The sequence below is a fragment of the Pseudomonadota bacterium genome (assembly GCA_037200975.1).
Lineage (GTDB): Bacteria > Pseudomonadota > Gammaproteobacteria > Steroidobacterales > Steroidobacteraceae > CADEED01.
Window position 1 is genome coordinate 1,658,847 of sequence record JBBCGI010000001.1, and the last position, 17,939, is coordinate 1,676,785.

The following is a 17,939-nucleotide window of genomic DNA, read 5'->3' on the forward strand; positions in this document are numbered from 1 at the left end:
GCGAGTTGTCCGCGAGTCACGCAAGACAGCGGCCGCCAACCGAAGGTCAACGATAGCCGCGCGCCTGCAGCGTGAAGAGCTTGGCGTAGATGCCGTCTTCCTTCATGAGCGACTCGTGGTTGCCGCGCTCGACGATGTGGCCCTCGTCCAGCACCACGATCTGGTCCGCCATGCGCACCGTCGAGAAGCGATGCGAGATGACGATGGCGATGCGTTTGCCCATCAGCGAACGGAAGTGCTCGAACACTTCGGCTTCGGCCGCGGCATCCATCGCCGCGGTGGGTTCGTCGAGCACCAGGATGTCGGCATCGTGGCGCATGAAGGCGCGCGACAGCGCGATCTTCTGCCACTGGCCGCCCGACAGCTCGCGCCCGTCCTTGAACCATTTGCCGAGCTGCGTCTCGTATTTGAGCGGCATCTCGTTGATGAACGGTTCGGCCTTGCCCTGCGCGGCAGCCTCGGCCCAGCGCTCGCGATTCTCGAACTCGCGAACGTCGCCGGCGCCGATGTTCTCGCCCACCATGAGCTGGTAACGCACGAAGTCCTGGAAGATGACGCCGACGCGGCGCCGCAGGATGGTTGGATCCCACTCCTGCAGATCGCGGCCGTCGAGCAACACGCGTCCGTAAGTGGGCTTGTACAACCGCGTCAGTAGTTTGATCAGCGTGGTCTTGCCGGAGCCGTTTTCGCCGACCAGCGCGAGACTCTGGCCGCGCTTGATCTGCAGGTTGACGCCGGTGATCGCGATCTGGTCGGAGCCCGGATAGCGGAATTCGACGTTCTCGAACTGCACGCCGGCCTCCGGGTCGGGGCCGCTGACCGCCGTTCCCTTCGCCTCGTCGACGGGTTGTTCGAGGTACTCGTACAACGTCGACAGATACAGGTTGTCCTCGTACATGCCGCCGATGGCGCCGAGGCTCGCGGTCACCGCGGCCTGCCCCTGGCGGAACAACATGATGTACATGGTCATGTCGCCGAGCGTGATCGCGCCGCGCACGGCCTCCACCGCGCACCAGGCATACGCCGCGTACAGCGACGCGATGCTCACCAGCGTGAACAAGAATCCCCAGATGTCGCGCCGGAGCGTGAGATTGCGATCCTGCTGGTAGAGCCCCTCGTAGATCGCGACGTACCGGCCTAACAAGAGCTTGCCGAGGTCGAACAGCTTGACCTCTTTCGCGTGGTCTTCGCGCGCCAGCGCCGTCTCGAGATAGGTCTGCATACGCGTCTCGGGCGCGCGCCAGCGGAACAACCGGAAGGCGTCGCCCGAAAATTTCGTTTCCGCGAAGAAGGCCGGCAAACCACCGAAGATCAGCACGACGACCGCCCACGGCGAGAAACCCGCGAGCAGCACCGAGAAGCTCGTGATCGCGATGGCGTTCTGCAACAGACCCGAGGTGCGCGTCACGAGCGACAGCGGCCGGCTCGACGCTTCGCGGCGCGCGCGCGTGAGTTTGTCGTAGAACTCGGAATCCTCGAAGTGCGTGAGCTCGAGTGTCAGCGCCTTCTCGAGGATCATCGTGTTCACGCGGTGCGAGAGCTTCGCCTTGAGCAGCGAGGTGCACATCGTAATGCCGCGATGCGCGGCGGTGATGACCACGAGGATCAGCGCCTCGGCCGCCACCCAGCCGAGCACCGGCATGATGTCGACCTCGCCGTTGGCGGCGTGATTGCGGGTCGCCGACAACACGCTGTCGACGATGCGCGCGCCCACCCAGGCCACGCCGGATGGCAGCACGCCGGCCAGCACCGTGAAGAAGGCGAGCAGGAAGGTGAGCTTGTGGCTGGTCGCCCAGACCAGTTCGAGGGCGCGCTTGCTGTACTTGAAGACGCCGAAGAACTGGCGTGGGGAATTGAGCGCTTCGCCGTGGATGTCGGCTTCTTTGGCTTTGCGGGGCGTGGCGACCATGTCTGCGTGCGAAGCGTACAGTGAAATTACCTGGGCGTGGCGTCAGTCTCCGGCAGGATTACGCGGCCGTTCACAGACGCGCTGGGCACATCGAAGGTTTTCACTTTTCCTTGACGCGCGCATTTTCGAGCAGCAAGTCCTGCATGTCGTCAACCGCGCGGGGCAGCTTGGCGTCATTGATCGTGGAAATGGCTTCATAAAACACGGTGGCGGCGCGATTCACCGGCGCGCCCGGCCGTGACGTGGCGTCGATCGCCGCGCGGCGCCAGAACTTCTTGTAATCGGCGTCGTGTCCGCGCTCGGTGCTGAAGTCACCTTTGCTGTCGAGGATCTCGTTCCAGCGTTCGTTCAGTTCCTTGCCCGCGCCGCCTGCCGGCTTGGGCTGCCGGACGAAACCGACAAACATCTTGTCGTCGGCGTCCGTGCTCACGTAGATGGCACCGATATCCCAGACGAGTTTGGCGCCTTCGAGCGCGTAGCTCATCTGCACGTTGATGACCGCTTGGTCGTCGAGCTTCATCAGGCCCGGCGGTAGATCGAAGTCGATCCGCGGAGAGCGGAAGTGCACACCGTCGGCATCGCGGCCGAAGCTGACCTTTTCAAACGCCGCCGGACGCAGATCCGGCTGGCCAAGAAACGTGCGCCATTGCGCCAGCGTGCCGGAGTACGACACGTAGAAGTAGTCGCTCAGAAACGTGAGCTGCTCGTGCGCGAGGTCCTCGCCGCCTCGTTCGGCGAACTGCAACATGCCGGAGTAGCCCTGCGGTGTCGGCAGCATCATCACGATGACGCTCGAATCGATGTACGGCAGTCCGAACGTCGCGATGCGCCAGCGCCTGCCGAAACGATCGCGGTACTCTACGTCGCGCTTCGCGGGGCCGAGCGAGGTGACGATGACGCTATCACTGCCCACCAGGCGTGGAAACCGCGATGCCTTGAGCAGCAGATCCATGGCGAAGCGCCGGTCCTGGTAAAAGCGGGGTTCGGTATTCGTCCCGCGATCAATCAGGAAGTGAGGAACTTCCCCGGATATACGCGAGCAGAAGTGCCCGTCGTCGGGCAAGTCCTCGGTGTTGCGTGAATTATCGTCGACGTGCCACGTGCCATCTTCATCCTGCACGACCAGCATCGGGCAATACGCGCGGGCGACCGACGCCAGTAGTTTGTCCGCCTTGCCGCGCGGCAGCAGCACCTGTTGGTTTTGCGCGAGCAACTTCGCGCGCTGCTCGCGGTACATTCGCAGCGTCTCGGCTCGCAGGCGGCTGGCGAAATCGGACAGCCCCATCGGCAGCGGCAGCGTCGCGTCAAAAGTGGCGACCAGCGTGTCGCGCAGCACGGGCAACCGCATCGGCAGGCGCAGATCGATTCGCGCCTCCATGGGCGCGCCGGTCACATACTCGATGGGCAGCGCGTAGTTGAGATTCTCGCCGGGCGATTTCCCGATCACGACACCGATGACCTCGCCCGCGCTGTTCAGCAACGGCCCGCCACTGTTGCCGGGCGAAGTGGCGGCCGAATACCGCAGCCATTTCCAGCGCCCATCCTGGTCTTCCGGCGTGAGCGAGGTGAGCAATCCATCGCGGATTACGACGCCCTCGCCGAGCGCGTTGCCGACCGCGAATACGGGTTCGTCGATCGCGGCCAGCTGGTTCGTGTCCAGCACCTGCGTCGCGGCCGCGGCTCCCGTCTTGAAAACGGCGAAGTCCTGGTGCGCGGAATATTTGAGCACCGATTCGATCGCGACGATCTTCCCATCCGCGCTGCGCATCACCGGGGGACCGCCGGCGCCACCGAGCGCGGAGCGCAGTACATGCGCGGCGGTAACGAAGGTATCCGGGCCGATCGCGAACGCCGTGCCGATGGGCCAGTAGCGATCGTTGCGCACGACGAACGGCACCAGCTCGAGAGGCAAAGGCCGTTCGTAGGTAACGCCGGTCTCCACAGCCTTCGGGACCACCACCTCGAAGGTTGCGGCACGCACTTTCTTCTGCATTTCCGCCGAAGGCGCGGCCGCGAACGACTCCGCACTGGCAAAAGCCAGCAGCAGCCAGAGTGCTTGCGCATGCGCTTTCATGGCGCCGCCTTCTTGCGGGCTGCGTGCCACTTGCGCAGGTACGCCACTTCGTCTTCGATGATGTTGTCGGTCGGGTCCTCGGAATCCGAAAACTCGGACAGCGCCAGTTCGCACTGCTGCCGCAACATTTGCACCGGCATCTGCGAGTACCCATCGAGAGTGGTGGCGCGTACTGCGTCGAAAAGATAGGTGGCCCGCGCGGCATCTCCACCCGAGGAATGAAGGTATTCATCGAACTGCAGGTCCGACACGAACCGGAGGGTATCGGAATGGCGCGCCTCCCAACTACGGTAAGCCTTGATCAGCGCCGGTTGCCGGTCCGCAAAGTGCTGGTTACACGCCTTGTACTGCGCCAGCCGTTTTTCGAAGAAATCCCATGCCCTTCCCAGCGCGTCGTAATACTCGACCGGCCGGTCGGCCTGACGCTCGAAGGTTCCAGCAGGAATATCGAGCGAGTTGAACTTCACCTTGCGCGCGCTCGCGACTGCGATGCTCGACCCATCGGGCCGCGATTGCATGAGATGCATCTCGACCGTGAGAGGCCACTCCATGGTCGGCTTGTCGTACATTTCCGCGAGCGGCACGCACATATGAACCTTGCCGGCCGCGGTCGCGAGGTACGGATAGTCGGACGGGCCACCGGGCGCGGACGAACCAAGTCCGGCTGTCTTGAACAGCGGCATCAGGAAAAAGCGGTCGGCCACGAAATCCTTGATGCGATATTCGACGTCGAAAACGATCACGCTATCGCGGCGCACGTCGCCGCCCGCGGCGGGCGCGACGGATATCAACGTCGTTTCCGATTGCGCGATCGGCCCGGCCGCAGTCGACGGCTCGGCGCGATAAGTGCAATTCGTGGCGGCCGCGCCAGCGGCGGACGCATCGGCGCCGTGCGCGAGCCCGGTGCCACCGGCGATCGCAAGCATCACGCTGCTCAAAATCATCGCTTTCATGATTCCTCCCCGACCGCCGCATTGAATCCCGTCCGTTTCAGGCAAGCAAGGCTTAACCTGGAATCATCTATCGTCGTCTCGCTACCCACATTGGGTCATTGAGAAGCACTCGCCGTACCGATAACGTACGGGTATGTCCGTGCTCACAGTTTCGGGTCTGTCAAAGACCTACGCGTCGGGTTTTCACGCCCTCAAGAATGTCGATCTCGAGATCCGCCGCGGCGAGATCTTCGCGCTGCTCGGCCCGAACGGCGCCGGCAAGACCACGCTGATCAACATCATCTGCGGAATAGTCACCGCGTCCACCGGCACGGTGGTCGCCGACGGCCACGACATCGTGCGGGATTTCCGCGCGGCCCGAGCCAAGATCGGGCTCGTGCCGCAGGAACTCACCACCGACATGTTCGAGACGGTGTGGAATACGCTGGCGTTCTCGCGGGGTCTGTTCGGCAAGCCGAAAAGTCCCGCGGTGCTCGAAAAAGTCCTGCGCGATCTTTCGCTGTGGGACAAGAAGGATTCGAAGATCATGACGTTGTCTGGTGGCATGAAACGGCGCGTCATGATCGGCAAGGCGCTGTCGCACGAACCCAATATCCTGTTCCTCGACGAACCCTCCGCGGGCGTCGACGTCGAACTGCGCCGCGACATGTGGCAGATGGTGCGCGCGCTGCGCGACAACGGCGTCACGATCATCCTTACCACGCACTACATCGAAGAAGCCGAGGAGATGGCCGACCGCATCGGCGTCATCAGCAAGGGCGAGCTGGTGGTGGTCGAGGAGAAGTCGGCCCTCATGCGCAAGCTCGGCAAGAAGCAGCTCACGCTGCAATTGCAGACGGCACTCACGGCCATTCCCGCCGCGCTCGCGGGTTTGCCGCTCGAGCTCGCGAAGGACGGCACCGAACTCGTCTACAGCTTCGATACCCAGGCGAGCGAAACCGGCATTGCCGGGCTGCTGCGCAAGTTGAACGAGCAAGGCATCGAATTCAAGGATCTGCACACGGCGGAGAGCTCGCTCGAGGACATCTTCGTGAACCTCGTGAGGGCACGCCCATGAACCTGCACGCGGTCCGCGCGATCTACAAGTTCGAGCTGTCGCGCACCTGGCGCACGCTGTTCCAGAGCATCGCCACGCCGGTGATCAGCACGTCGCTGTATTTCGTCGTGTTCGGGTCGGCGATCGGTTCACGCATGATGAGCATCGATGGAGTCAGCTACGGCGCATATATCGTGCCCGGACTCATCATGCTGACCGTGCTCATGGAGAGCGTCTCGAATGCGTCGTTCGGCATCTACATGCCGAAATTCGCCGGCACGATCTACGAGCTGTTGTCGGCGCCGGTCTCGATCGCCGAAACCTTGTTAGGTTATGTCGGCGCCGCGGCGACCAAGTCGGTGATCCTGGGCACCATCATCCTCATCACCGCGCGCCTGTTCGTGCCTTTCGAGATACTGCATCCCTTCTGGATGATCTCCTTCCTGGTGCTGACGTCGGTGACGTTCTCGCTGCTCGGCTTCCTGATCGGCGTCTGGGCGGACAGCTGGGAGAAGATCCAGATCGTGCCGATGATGGTCGTCACGCCGCTCACCTTTCTCGGCGGCAGCTTCTATTCCATCTCGATGCTGCCGCCCGTGTGGCAGAAGATCACGCTGTTCAATCCCGTGGTCTATCTGGTCAACGGGTTCCGCTGGAGCTTCTACGGCGTCTCCGACGTGAACGTCGGCCTGAGCGTCGGCATGACCCTGGGATTCATGGTCCTGTGCCTGGCCGTGATCCACTGGATGTTCCGCACGGGCTACAAGCTCAAGAACTGAGGTTGGTGTCAGGTGGGACTTGCGGGAACTAGCGGCAGCCGCCAATTCCCGCAAGTCCCACCTGACACCAACTCCCCGCGCGGTTGAATCAGATCTTGCGGCCGCCGGCCAGCAACAGCCCGGCGCCGACCACGATGGCGCCGATTCCGGCCCACATCGGGATATTCACGGTTTCCTTGTCCTTCACCGAAAGTTCGATGGGGCCAACCTTCGCGTCATGCGTTTCCTTGGTGTACGTGAACTTGCCGTATGCCAGGCCCAGCACGCCGGCGACGATCAATACGAGAGCGATGATCTTGGTCGAACTCATGTCTTTCCCTTCCGTTTACAGCTCCGACCCAGATGTAGGCCGGCACCGACTGGTTTGAAGCTTGCCGTACGCAGACACGCCCATCCATCGTCGCGAACGCTGTGTGAAAGAAGGACGAGTCTTACATGGCACCAGGCAGGTCTTCGCCAGCGCAAATCAGGTCAGTTCGATGGCGGGGGCGCGCTGGGAGGCGCACCGCCCGGCACCGGGTTTGGCGCCGGCGCGCCCTGCGGCACGGGCGGTGCGTTCGCCGGTGGCGGAGCGGCTGGCTGACCCGCATTCCCAGGCGACGGCGCAGTCGGCGGCACGGCGTTTCCCGGCGCGGTATTCGGCGCGGGAGCCGTCTGTGGCGGAGCGGCGGGCACCGCCTGCTCCGGAACTGTGGGGGACGCCGCCGCGTCGATGCTTTGAACCACGACGCGCAGGTTCTCGACATCCGAATCCAGCAGCTCGAGCGAGAAGTTAGGCTTGCCGCCCGGATCCGTCACCAGCACATTCGCGCCTTCGCCAAGTTGCACGTTGAATCGATCCCGCGCGAGTTGGGTGCTGAGCGCCTGGCGGATATCCCGGGCCACACCGATGTCGTTGGTGCCGGAACTCACGGACACGGTTATTTCCACCGGATCCTCACCGTCTGCCGGCGTCATGCGAAACAACAACTCGCCGGTCGATGCCGCACTACCCGTCGGAGCGATGTTCCAGCGGCCCGACAACGGCGGATTGTTGGCGGCAACGGCGGCGCCCGTGGCCAACGCAAGCCAGGCCAAGAGGACCGATATGCTTTTCATGCTCGTCTGCTCCTCTATTCGCCCTCGATCTTGATGCTGACGTTCTGCACATTCGACTCGAGCAGTTCGAGCGCGAAGTCCGGCTGGCCGTCCTTCTTCTTGATCAGGATGTCTTCGCCGTCGTCGACTTCCACGCTGTAACGCTCGGGGCTCAATTTCGCGGCGAACGCATCACGCACGTCCCTGGCGACGTTGTTCTCGGCCTGGCCGCTGCGGATGTTGACGGTGATGTCGGTCGACTCGCCCTGGCGAGGCGTGACCCGGAACTGGATGTCACCGGTCTTGAGCGCCTGACCATCGAGTTCGATGCGCCACTTGTTAGCCGTCGGCGCCGCATCGGCGAACGCCAGCGCCGCCAGCATGAACGAAGCCGCGATCGCGGCGGAAATTGCACCCAGTTTCATGATTGCTCCAGTCGTATCCGGTTGGTAGGTAGGCGGAATTGTGCGCATTTCGCTAGTGCAAACCTGCAGGACGCGACGACCACCCGCGTAAGACCCACACCCCCGAAAGCCCGCCTTTTTTACCCCTAGGCGTGTCGTCCACCGGCTCAGGATCATCCACCAGCGTGACGACGGTCCCACTCCGCGGGACGGCTCTGCAGTAAAACCCGCGTGAGCCGATACCTACGCGTTGGAGAGGGAGTGAGCGCGATGCCTGAGAATCCGGACATTGAAAGCGAGGGCGGCCATACCCGCTTTCGTCTGAGCGCAGAGCTCGAAGCGGCCCGCTCGGCGCGGCATGACCTCGCGACCGCGCTGTCCCATGAGCGCACGCTGTTGCGCACGATGATCGACCTGATCCCGGCGTTCATCTATGCCAAGGACGTCCATAGCCGCTTCATCGCCATCAACGCACATCTCGCCCGCCACATGGGCACCACCTCCGCAGAGGCGCTGGGCAAGACTGATTTCGATTTCTGGCCGCCGGAGCTCGCGGAAAAGTTTTTCAACGACGAGCAGGCCTTGATCAAGTCGGGCACGGCGATCCTGGAGCTGGAAGAACCCGGGCTCGACAAGGCGACCGGCGAGGAACGCATCGTCGTCACCTCGAAGGTTCCGCTGCGCGACGAGAACGGGATGGTCATCGGCATCATCGGCCTCGGCTTCGACATCACCGAACGCAAACGCGCCGAGCAACGCATGGCATCGGGCGAACGGCTCGAATCCATCGGCCGGCTCGCGGCCGGCGTCGCGCATGAAATCAACACGCCTATCCAGTATCTCAACGACAGCGTGTTCTTCATCCGTGAGGCGATGCAGGACCTCATGGTCCACAATCACAAATTGCAGAGCGCCCTGCCCGCCCCTCCCGAGCCCGATGAAAACATCGAGGATCTGAAACAGGAATTGCCCCCCGCGCTCGATCGCGTGGCGGACGGCCTGGGCCGCATCGCCGAGATCGTGCGCTCGATGAAGGAGTTCTCGCACGTCGATCAGCGCGAGATGAGTCAGGTGGATTTGAACCGCGCCGTCAACAGCACGCTGGTGATCGCGCGCAGCGAATACAAATACGTCGCCGAGCTCGAAACCGAATTCGGCGATTTGCCGCTCATTACCTGCCACGGCGGGCAGATCAACCAGGTGATCTTGAATCTCGTCGTGAATGCGTCGCACGCCATCGGCGACTCGGTAAAGGGCACCAACAACAAGGGCGTGATCACCGTCCGCACCTATGCGGATGACACCCACGCGGTCATCAGCATCAGCGACACCGGCGGCGGCATTCCCGAGGCGATCCAGAAGCGGATCTTCGAACCGTTCTTCACGACCAAGGAAGTCGGCCGAGGCACGGGTCAGGGGCTATCTATTGCCCGTGGCGTCATGAAGGCGCACGAAGGTTCGCTGCGTTTCGAGACGGTGCCGGGCAAGGGCACGACGTTTTATATCCGCCTGCCGCTGGTGGCGAAGGCCAGCGAAACTGCCGCGGCCTGAGGGACGAGCGTGAAAAACAAGGCAGTCTCTCGACTGCCTTGAAGAAGCGCGTATCAAATGTCCCGCAGGAGCCGGGAGGCGGGCGGGGAACCCACCGATGACACGCGTATTTGTGTACTTCCGCCTCGCTACTCAGCTCAGCCGCACTTCGAGTCGCCGCAGTTCAGGCAGGTCATGCAGCCGTCCATCATGACGACGGCGGCGGTGCTGCACTTGGCGCACAACTGCGCGCCATCCGGAAAATGCGACTTGGCGAAAGCGTCGGTCTGCTTGGTGCGTTCCACGAATTCTGCTTTTTTCTCGGCAATCAGCTTCTTCTCGTTGTCGTCGAGCTCCACCTTCTTGAGCAGACCGATCGTCTGCAGGTGTTTTTCGATGACGTAGCCCAGCTCGGCGATGATCGACGGCATGAACTTGCCGCCCGCCTGCCAGTATCCCCCTCGCGGATCGAAAACGGCTTTCAACTCATCGACCAGGAACGTGACGTCGCCGCCCTTGCGGAACACGGCGGAGATGATGCGCGTGAGCGCCACGATCCACTGGAAGTGATCCAGGTTCTTCGAATTGATGAACACCTCGAACGGGCGCCGCTGCTCGTACGGCGTGTCCTCGTTCAGGATGATGTCGTTGATGGTCACGTACATCGCGTGATCGGAGACCGGCGTCTTGATCTTGTAGGTAGAGCCCACCAGCATCTCGGGGCGCTGCACTTCCTCGGTCATGCGGACGACCTTGGACGAACGGCCCTGGCGATCGTGCGTCATCTCCACCGCGGGCTCGAACTTCACGGGCGCGACCGGCGCGGCTACGACCGGGACGGCGCTTTCGGCGGCCTTGTCCTCGGGCTTGAGCACGCGATACTTCGCGATCTTCTTGTCGATCTTGATGGCTGACATGGTTTGGTCCTGTCTCAAAACTTCCCGTAGTAGCCTTCCTTCAAGGCGTCATACAGATTCGCGGCGGAATGTTTCTCGCCGTCGTATTCGATCTCTTCATCGCCCTTGACGGAAACTTCCGAGCCGTCCTCGAGCGTGAACACGTAGGTGGTGTTCTTGAGATCTTCTTCCTTCACGAGCACGCCCTGGAACGCTTCCGGATTGAAGCGGAAGGTGGTGCAGCCCTTCAGATCCTTCTCATGGGCGTACAGATAGATGTCTTTGAAGCTCTCGTATTTGTAATCCGTAGGCACGTTCGCAGTCTTGGAAATGGAGCTGTCGACCCATTTCTGCGCCGCCGCCTGGATGTCGACATGTTCTCGAGGCGTGATGTCATCTGCCGTCGTGAAATACTCAGGCAGCTGTTCGGCCGGGATCGTTGAATTCGGCATCGCACGCGGATTGATGAGCTCGCGATAGGCGAGAAGCTCGAATGAGAAGACATCGACTTTCTCCTTGCTCTTCTTGCCGGGCCGGATGACGTTGCGGAAGTAGTGATGCGCGAACGACGGCTCGATGCCGTTCGACGCATTGTTCGCCAGCGACAGCGAGATCGTGCCGGTGGGGGCGATCGAGCTGTGGTGCGTAAACCGCGCGCCGACATTCGACAGCTGGTCCACCAGCCACGGCGATGTCTCGGCGACGCGCTGCATGTAGCGGCTGTAACGCGCATGCAGGATGCGGCCCGGGATCAGGTCGCCGATCTTCCAACCGTCCTTTTTCATCTCCGGGCGCTTGCGCAGCATCTCGGCGGTGACGGTGAACTCTTCCTTCATGATGGGCGCGGGACCCTTCTCTTTCGCGAGCTCGAGCGCCGCTTCCCAGCCGGCCACCGCCATCTCGCGCGAGACGTCTTCGGTGAACTTGATGGAATCCTCGGCGCCGTACTTCATGCCGAGGCAGGTGATGGTGCTGCCAAGGCCGAGGAAACCCATGCCATGGCGACGTTTGCGCATGATCTCGTTGCGCTGCTGCTCGAGCGGCAGGCCGTTGATCTCGCAGACGTTGTCGAGCATGCGCGTGAACACCTTCACGACTTCGCGGTACTCGTTCCAGTCGAACTCGGCGAAATCCGTGAAGGCGTTCTTCACGAAACGCGTGAGGTTGACCGAACCCAGCAGGCACGAGCCATACGGCGGCAGCGGCTGCTCGCCGCAGTTGTGCGCATGCAGGCCGTTGGCGTCGAACTCGTTGATGCCGGGGATCTGCACGTCGTACACGTCCTCGTTGCCATCGGTGCGCACGCTCTCGACCGTGGCGACGAAACGTTCGCGATTGAGCGTGCGTTTGTAGCTGCCCAAAAGGCCAGCGAGGCGCGCGCGCTTGACCGTGTCGTTGAAGCCGATGGCCTCCGAGAAACGCGCCACGTTTTCGCCCGTGACCACCAGACCCGGCTGCGCGCGATTGCGGTAGATAGTCGATGCGATGCCGAGACGCAGCAACATGCGCTGCACGCCCTCGAGCATACTGACGTCCGACTGCGCGAGGCGGATCGACACGCCCTTCATCTGCGTGCCCTGCACGCTGCCGTCGGTATCGAACAGCCCGCGCAGGAAGCCGCGATAGAACTCGCTCGAGCCACGCTCGATCGCTGGCGTCACGGTCTGACGGCCGGGGCGCAGGCCAAAGTCGCGCGCGAGGTCGGTCAAGGCGCCCATGCCGAGGCGGAATTCGCCGCGGCGGCCGACTTCATGCCAGCCGGCGCCGTCTCCCGTGGTGTCGCAGCGGCGCGCGGCATCGAGCGCCGCGGCCATGACGGAGTTCGGACCGCCCACGCCCACGTCGCTGTTGCCGACCGCGGGGCGTGCCCACACCGACAGCTGCGCGCCGGATTCGTTGACGGTGCCGTCACCGACCAAGAGGCCCATCAAATAACCTTCGTTGCGCCCCATGTCTTTCGAACCGGCGGCGCCGGCCCATGAAGGGGCCTTGCGATGATCCTGCAGCAGCACTTTGTCGCCCGTGGCGAGGTCGCCCGCTGCGCACCACTCGGTGGCCATGCGCCAGCGCGTCAGCGTCGAGATGCGGCGCACCTTGTGATCGGCCGTGAGGCGCAGCGAATAACCTTCGCTGGTCGTGAGATTCACCAGCGGCTTGAGCCCCGTGCGGAAGAAGCCTTCCGGGCTGCTGGCGTGATCGACGCCGTCGACGCGCGCACTGAACTGGGTGCCGATCAATTCTGCCACCTGGCGCGGACCGTCGCCGGTCTGCACCCAGGTATCCGCGGTAACGCATGGGTTGGTGGCGCGGATGTTCTCGCACCACCAGTTGTTGTTCATCTCATTGACGCGGTCGATGAGGATGAAGCCGGGCTCGGCGAAATCGTACGTCGAGGTCATGATGACGTCCCACATGCGGCGGGCCGGCAGCGTCTTGTAGATCTTGCAGCACACCAGGCCGTCTTCACGCGTGACGTAGTTCTTGCTCGTGGGCCATTCGCGCCAGACGAACTTGGTGACGTCGTCGAGCTGGTGCTCGGCCGGATCGTATTCCTTGGTGAGCAGCGGGAAGGCGAGGTTCCAGTCCTTGTCAGCGCGCACCGCGGCCATGAATTCGTCGGTGATCAGCAGTGACAGGTTGAACTGGCGCAGACGCCCGGCCTCACGCTTCGCGCGGATGAATTCCATCGCGTCGGGATGGCCCACGTCGAACGTGCCCATCTGCGCGCCGCGGCGGCCGCCAGCCGACGACACGGTGAAACACATCTTGTCGTAGATATCCATGAACGACAGCGGACCGGACGTATACGCACCGGCGCCCGATACGTAGGCGCCGCGCGGACGCAGCGTCGAGAATTCGTAACCGATGCCGCAACCCGCCTTGAGCGTGAGGCCGGCCTCGTGGACCTTGTTCAGGATGTCGTCCATCGAATCGCCGATGATTCCGGACACCGTGCAATTGATGGTGGAGGTGGCGGGCTTGTGTTCGAGCGCGCCGGCATTCGAGGTGACGCGGCCCGCGGGGATGGCGCCACGGCGCAGCGCCCACAGGAAACGTTCGTTCCACAGCTCGCGCACGGGCTCGAGTTCGACGTCCGCCAACGCACGCGCGACGCGTTTGTACGTGTCGTCCATGGTCTTGTCGACGGGAGTGCCATCTTTGGCGGACAAGCGGTATTTCTTGTCCCAGATGTCGAGCGACGCTTCCTGGAAAGGAATGGCATCGACGTCTTTGTGTTCGAGCTTGACCACGCTATTCATGGATGGGTACCTGTCCCCCGATGTTCCGGATGTTTTTGCCTGAAACGCCCGAACCGGAGAAAGAAAAGACCCATACCCCCAGTTCTTGGAGGTTTAGCGCGTCTTCTTGTGGGGTGACCGCTGTCAGACAGCCACCATTTCCTCTCCCCGGCTCCCCAACCATCAAGATGTCGCGACACAACATCTTGTGTTGGGGTCGGAAGAGTAGAGACGTGAAAACGGCACGTCAAGAAACATCGCTGTCATAATTGGGGTTCGCTATTCCATTGTATTAACAATGAGTTATGACATTTTGTGCCGCAGAAATCGCGTGTCAACAAGCGGTTTTTTGACAGATGCAGGATTCGGGCCCGACACAAGATTTTGTGTCCACCCCCTGCCCACCGTTTACGCACAACTCGTCCACAGCTTGTTGGAAAACGCGCCCGGAAGCCCCAGAAAACGGCGCCGCGAAATCGTTCCAAACAACGTGATTTCAAGCCACTTGATACGAGATTTACCGGGACCAGAAATGGTGCCACGCGACACACCGGAAGTCCCCGGTAGTTAGCGAAAATTTTTCTACCGTATCGAATAAGGAGTTGAGCCATGACTGTTGTGCGTTACGAGCCCTGGGCGCTGTTGAACCGGTTGCATCGGGAGCTCGATCAAACTTTCGAAACCGCAGCCCGCGACGCGTCCTGGACGCCGGCGGTCGATATCCATGAGGAAGGCGGACGTTTCGTCGTTCGCGCCGACCTGCCGGGCGTTGCGCCCGCGGATATCAACGTGACGGCGGAGAAAGGTGTTCTCACCCTGCGCGGCGAGCGCAGCATCGAGAAGAAGGAAGTCGACGGCCACTATTCGCGCGTCGAGCGCGTGAGTGGCAAGTTCGTGCGTACCTTCACGCTGCCGGAGAACGTCGCGACGGATCAGATCACCGCGCAGTTCAAGGACGGCGTCCTCACGCTCGCGATCCCGAAAGTGGCGAAGGCCGAGCCGCGCCGCATCGAGGTCCTCGCGGCGTAATCGCGCGGGGCCGGCCGCCACGGCCCGCTCCCACTCAATCAACGCCTCGATGGAAAGGGGCCGGACCTGAAAGGGTCCGGCTCTTTTTGTTTGCGCCTGTTTGCGCGCGGCAGTTCGCGATCCGCCGATCGCCTAGCGGGGCTGGCCGCCACCCAGCACACGTGCCGGGAAAGTGATGATCGCGCGCAGCAGCCCGAACACCCCATCCACGGCGATGCCGAGCAGGCGGAATGGCAGCGCGATGAGCCACACCAGTGGCCACAACAACAACGCCAGGATCGCGACCGGCCAGCAGACAACCAGCAGCAGGCACCACAAGAGAAACTTGATCATCGTTTGAGTATCCTCTTCGTCATGTTCATTCGTCCAAACACCTTCTCGCTCGCGCTGGCCGCCGTCGCCGCCATGCTCACTCTCGCCGGCCACGCGGCATTGCCCCAGGCAGTAGGTGACGCCCCGGTGCCGACGCTCGCGCCCATGATCAAGCGCGTCTCGCCGGCCGTCGTGAACATCGCCACCCGCGGCACCATCCGCGAACGCTCGCCGCAGAATCCGCTCCTCGAGGACCCCTTCTTCCGCCGCTTCTTCGACATACCGGACATGGGCCCCCGCGAGCGCCAGTTCCAGAGCGCAGGTTCCGGCGTCATCTTTGATGCAAAAAACGGGTATATCGTTACAAACGCGCATGTCGTTGATAACGCGACTGAAATCACCGTAACCCTGCAAGACGGGCGGGATCTGACCGCCACCGTGGTCGGCAGTGACGTGCCCTCGGACGTCGCGGTGCTCAAAGTGCCGTCCGACACGCTGGTCCAGGTCGCGCTGGGCGACTCCACCAAACTCGAGGTCGGCGACTTCGTGGTCGCCATCGGCAATCCGTTCGGCCTGCAGCACACGGTGACCTCCGGCATCGTCAGCGGCCTCGGCCGCAGCGGTATCAACCCAGACGGCTACGAAGATTTCATCCAGACCGACGCGTCGATCAATCCGGGCAACTCGGGTGGCGCGTTGGTGAACCTGCGCGGCGAATTGGTCGGCATCAACAGTGCCATCCTGTCGCGCTCGGGCGGCAACATCGGCATCGGCTTCGCGATCCCGGTGAACATGGCCCACAGCATCATGGACCAGCTGATCAAGTTCGGTTCGGTGAAGCGCGGGTTGTTAGGCGTGAACATCTATTCGCTGACGCCCGACATGGCGAAGTCGCTGAACATTCCCAACACCCAGGGCGTGCTGGTGTCGCAGGTGACTGACGGCTCCGCGGCCGACAAGGCCGGTATCAAGCCGGGCGACGTCATCACCAGCATCAACGGTCAGACGATCAAGTCGAACAGCGAGCTGCGCAACGCAATCGGCCTCTCGCGCGTCGGCGACAAGCTGGACGTCGCCATCATTCGCGATCGCAAGCCGCAGCACATCGTCGCGGTCATCAACGATCTGCCGGCCACCCCACCGGCCGTGGCCGGCAAATCCGGCGCGGGTACCGCCACCGATACCAACCTGATTCACCCGAGCCTGGTGGGCGCCACACTTACGGATGCCCCGGACGGCGGCGTCGCGCTGCGGACCGTGGAACCGCGCAGCGCAGCGGACCTCGCCAAGCTTCGAACCGGCGACCGGATCGTGGGCGTCAATGGACGGACCATCGCGAACGTCAAGGAGCTGCGCGAAGTCGCCAAGCGCGGCGGCACGCTCGTGCTCACCATTCAGCGCGGGCCCACGCTCATCCTGGTGCCGCTGCGCTCGCCCTGAGTCGGCGTACCCGATGCTCGACGTACTCGTAATCGGCGCCGGCCCCGCCGGCTCCATGGTATCGGCGCTGCTCGCACGGCGCGGCTTCAAGGTGCTGGTGCTCGAGCGCCAACTATTCCCGCGCTTTTCCATCGGTGAAAGCCTGCTCGCCTACAGCGCGCAGATGCTCAGCGAGACCGGCCTGCTCGAAGCCGTGCAGGTCAGAAGTTTCCAGTACAAGAACGGCGCGGTGTTCGATCGCGACGGCCGCACCTCGGAATTCAATTTCGCCGACAAGTCGAGCGCCGGGCTGGGATTCACGTTCCAGGTGCAGCGCGCGGATTTCGACGACACGCTGGCGCGCGAGGCGTTGAAAGCCGGCGCCGAGATCCGTTTCGAGGTCGAGATCACGGCCGTCGATTTCAGCGGCGAGAAGCCGCGGGTGACCAGCCGCGCCGCCGACGGCAGCGTTGACATCCACGAACCGCGGTTCGTGCTCGATGCCTCCGGCTTCGGCCGCACGCTGCCCAAACTACTCGACCTGCATCGGCCATCGGCATTCCCGTCGCGCGCCGCGATCTTCTGCCATGTGAAGGACAACACCGTCGCCGGCGCCTTCGATCGCCAGAAGATCCGTGCGGGCATCCATCCGGACAACCACGAGATCTGGTCCTGGCTGATTCCTTTTTCGGATGGCAACGCGTCGGTGGGCATCGTCTCGTCGATCGAGCACCACAAGGCGCGCAACGGAACGCTCGAAGAGCAGTTCTGGCAGGCGCTGGGCCAGGAGCCGCGGCTGCTCGACTTGCTGTCGAAGGCGAAGACCGTGCGGCCGGTCGGCGAGCTGATCGGCTACGCCGCCACCGTGACCCGGCTGCACGGCAAACATTTCGCGCTGCTGGGCAATGCCGCCGAATTCCTCGACCCGATCTTCTCCTCGGGCGTCACGATCGCGATGAAGTCCGCGATCCTCGCGGCCGGCGTGCTCGAGAGGCAGCTCAAGGGCGAAAGCGTCGACTGGGAACGCGAGTTCGCCGACGAGCTCAACTACGGCGTCGAGACCTTTCGCAATTTCGTCGCGGGCTGGTACGACGGCAGCCTGCAGGACGTCATCTTCTATCCGCGCCAGACGCCCAACATCCGCCGCATGATCTGCGCAGTCCTGGCCGGTTATGCCTGGGACCGCGACAACCCGTACACCGGGCCGCAATCGGGCCGGCGGCTGCGCGCGCTGGCGGAGATCTGCCGGAGTAGATAGCCGCGGCGCGCCGGGCCCGTTCGC

At 63.0% G+C, this 17,939-nt stretch carries 15 protein-coding genes; 6 read left to right on the forward strand and 9 right to left on the reverse strand.

The window, feature by feature from the left end:
• Nucleotides 1-46 precede the first annotated feature (46 nt).
• The 3 genes from WDO72_07365 to WDO72_07375 all read right to left on the reverse strand — a co-directional run bounded on the left by WDO72_07365 (nt 47) and on the right by WDO72_07375 (nt 4,936).
• On the reverse strand, nt 47-1,909 hold the full coding sequence (locus WDO72_07365) for an ABC transporter ATP-binding protein (GenBank protein ID MEJ0085482.1): 1,863 nt from the start codon (nt 1,907-1,909) through the stop codon (nt 47-49).
• A gap of 100 nt (nt 1,910-2,009) precedes the next feature.
• Nucleotides 2,010-3,983, reverse strand: coding sequence for a serine protease (locus tag WDO72_07370; GenBank protein ID MEJ0085483.1), 1,974 nt, complete (start codon nt 3,981-3,983; stop codon nt 2,010-2,012).
• Nucleotides 3,980-4,936, reverse strand: coding sequence for a hypothetical protein (locus WDO72_07375; protein ID MEJ0085484.1), 957 nt, complete (start codon nt 4,934-4,936; stop codon nt 3,980-3,982). The genes WDO72_07370 and WDO72_07375 overlap by 4 nt, the downstream gene beginning before the upstream one ends.
• A gap of 133 nt (nt 4,937-5,069) precedes the next feature.
• Between WDO72_07375 and WDO72_07380 the strand changes: the two genes are divergently transcribed.
• Together WDO72_07380 and WDO72_07385 are read left to right on the forward strand one after the other, a co-directional pair.
• Entirely contained in the window at nt 5,070-5,993 is a 924-nt protein-coding gene (locus WDO72_07380) for an ABC transporter ATP-binding protein (protein ID MEJ0085485.1), read from the forward strand.
• Nucleotides 5,990-6,751, forward strand: a complete 762-nt coding sequence (locus WDO72_07385) for an ABC transporter permease (protein MEJ0085486.1) — start codon at nt 5,990-5,992, stop codon at nt 6,749-6,751. The genes WDO72_07380 and WDO72_07385 overlap by 4 nt, the downstream gene beginning before the upstream one ends.
• 88 nt (nt 6,752-6,839) lie before the next feature.
• On the opposite strand, the gene WDO72_07390 is transcribed toward WDO72_07385, so the two are convergent.
• The 3 genes from WDO72_07390 to WDO72_07400 form a co-directional block, all read right to left on the reverse strand.
• A complete protein-coding gene (locus WDO72_07390; GenBank protein ID MEJ0085487.1) occupies nt 6,840-7,061 on the reverse strand; it encodes a hypothetical protein in 222 nt (73 codons plus the stop codon).
• A gap of 161 nt (nt 7,062-7,222) precedes the next feature.
• On the reverse strand, nt 7,223-7,849 hold the full coding sequence (locus WDO72_07395) for a hypothetical protein (GenBank protein MEJ0085488.1): 627 nt from the start codon (nt 7,847-7,849) through the stop codon (nt 7,223-7,225).
• Between the two features lie 14 nt (nt 7,850-7,863).
• The gene (locus WDO72_07400) at nt 7,864-8,253 is read right to left on the reverse strand and encodes a hypothetical protein (GenBank protein ID MEJ0085489.1); all 390 of its coding nucleotides are present in this window, start codon (nt 8,251-8,253) and stop codon (nt 7,864-7,866) included.
• A 249-nt stretch (nt 8,254-8,502) separates the two neighbouring features.
• Here WDO72_07400 and WDO72_07405 point away from each other — a divergent pair, with 249 nt between their 5' ends.
• Complete coding sequence (locus WDO72_07405; protein ID MEJ0085490.1) at nt 8,503-9,783, forward strand: ATP-binding protein; 1,281 nt, start codon at nt 8,503-8,505, stop codon at nt 9,781-9,783.
• A 137-nt stretch (nt 9,784-9,920) separates the two neighbouring features.
• Here the strand turns inward: WDO72_07405 and WDO72_07410 are convergent, their stop codons facing one another.
• A complete protein-coding gene (locus WDO72_07410; protein ID MEJ0085491.1) occupies nt 9,921-10,679 on the reverse strand; it encodes an NrdJb in 759 nt (252 codons plus the stop codon).
• Between the two features lie 14 nt (nt 10,680-10,693).
• The gene (locus tag WDO72_07415; GenBank protein ID MEJ0085492.1) at nt 10,694-13,918 is read right to left on the reverse strand and encodes an LAGLIDADG family homing endonuclease; all 3,225 of its coding nucleotides are present in this window, start codon (nt 13,916-13,918) and stop codon (nt 10,694-10,696) included.
• A 588-nt stretch (nt 13,919-14,506) separates the two neighbouring features.
• On the opposite strand from WDO72_07415, the gene WDO72_07420 reads away from it, so the two are divergent.
• Nucleotides 14,507-14,926, forward strand: a complete 420-nt coding sequence (locus WDO72_07420) for an Hsp20/alpha crystallin family protein (protein MEJ0085493.1) — start codon at nt 14,507-14,509, stop codon at nt 14,924-14,926.
• A gap of 132 nt (nt 14,927-15,058) precedes the next feature.
• On the opposite strand, the gene WDO72_07425 is transcribed toward WDO72_07420, so the two are convergent.
• Nucleotides 15,059-15,259, reverse strand: coding sequence for a hypothetical protein (locus WDO72_07425; protein ID MEJ0085494.1), 201 nt, complete (start codon nt 15,257-15,259; stop codon nt 15,059-15,061).
• A gap of 21 nt (nt 15,260-15,280) precedes the next feature.
• On the opposite strand from WDO72_07425, the gene WDO72_07430 reads away from it, so the two are divergent.
• Both WDO72_07430 and WDO72_07435 read left to right on the forward strand, forming a co-directional pair.
• Nucleotides 15,281-16,678, forward strand: coding sequence for a DegQ family serine endoprotease (locus tag WDO72_07430; protein ID MEJ0085495.1), 1,398 nt, complete (start codon nt 15,281-15,283; stop codon nt 16,676-16,678).
• A 13-nt stretch (nt 16,679-16,691) separates the two neighbouring features.
• Nucleotides 16,692-17,915 carry an NAD(P)/FAD-dependent oxidoreductase gene (locus WDO72_07435; GenBank protein ID MEJ0085496.1) on the forward strand — a complete coding sequence of 408 codons (1,224 nt, stop codon included), beginning with the start codon at nt 16,692-16,694 and terminating at the stop codon, nt 17,913-17,915.
• The last annotated feature ends 24 nt before the right edge of the window (nt 17,916-17,939 follow it).

Coding starts and splice junctions, on each gene's coding strand:
- WDO72_07365 (MEJ0085482.1), bottom strand. CDS start 1,909: ATGGTCGCCACGCCCCGCAAAGCCAAAGAAGCCGACATCCACGGCGAA.
- WDO72_07370 (MEJ0085483.1), bottom strand. CDS start 3,983: ATGAAAGCGCATGCGCAAGCACTCTGGCTGCTGCTGGCTTTTGCCAGT.
- WDO72_07375 (MEJ0085484.1), bottom strand. CDS start 4,936: ATGAAAGCGATGATTTTGAGCAGCGTGATGCTTGCGATCGCCGGTGGC.
- WDO72_07380 (MEJ0085485.1), top strand. CDS start 5,070: ATGTCCGTGCTCACAGTTTCGGGTCTGTCAAAGACCTACGCGTCGGGT.
- WDO72_07385 (MEJ0085486.1), top strand. CDS start 5,990: ATGAACCTGCACGCGGTCCGCGCGATCTACAAGTTCGAGCTGTCGCGC.
- WDO72_07390 (MEJ0085487.1), bottom strand. CDS start 7,061: ATGAGTTCGACCAAGATCATCGCTCTCGTATTGATCGTCGCCGGCGTG.
- WDO72_07395 (MEJ0085488.1), bottom strand. CDS start 7,849: ATGAAAAGCATATCGGTCCTCTTGGCCTGGCTTGCGTTGGCCACGGGC.
- WDO72_07400 (MEJ0085489.1), bottom strand. CDS start 8,253: ATGAAACTGGGTGCAATTTCCGCCGCGATCGCGGCTTCGTTCATGCTG.
- WDO72_07405 (MEJ0085490.1), top strand. CDS start 8,503: ATGCCTGAGAATCCGGACATTGAAAGCGAGGGCGGCCATACCCGCTTT.
- WDO72_07410 (MEJ0085491.1), bottom strand. CDS start 10,679: ATGTCAGCCATCAAGATCGACAAGAAGATCGCGAAGTATCGCGTGCTC.
- WDO72_07415 (MEJ0085492.1), bottom strand. CDS start 13,918: ATGAATAGCGTGGTCAAGCTCGAACACAAAGACGTCGATGCCATTCCT.
- WDO72_07420 (MEJ0085493.1), top strand. CDS start 14,507: ATGACTGTTGTGCGTTACGAGCCCTGGGCGCTGTTGAACCGGTTGCAT.
- WDO72_07425 (MEJ0085494.1), bottom strand. CDS start 15,259: ATGATCAAGTTTCTCTTGTGGTGCCTGCTGCTGGTTGTCTGCTGGCCG.
- WDO72_07430 (MEJ0085495.1), top strand. CDS start 15,281: ATGTTCATTCGTCCAAACACCTTCTCGCTCGCGCTGGCCGCCGTCGCC.
- WDO72_07435 (MEJ0085496.1), top strand. CDS start 16,692: ATGCTCGACGTACTCGTAATCGGCGCCGGCCCCGCCGGCTCCATGGTA.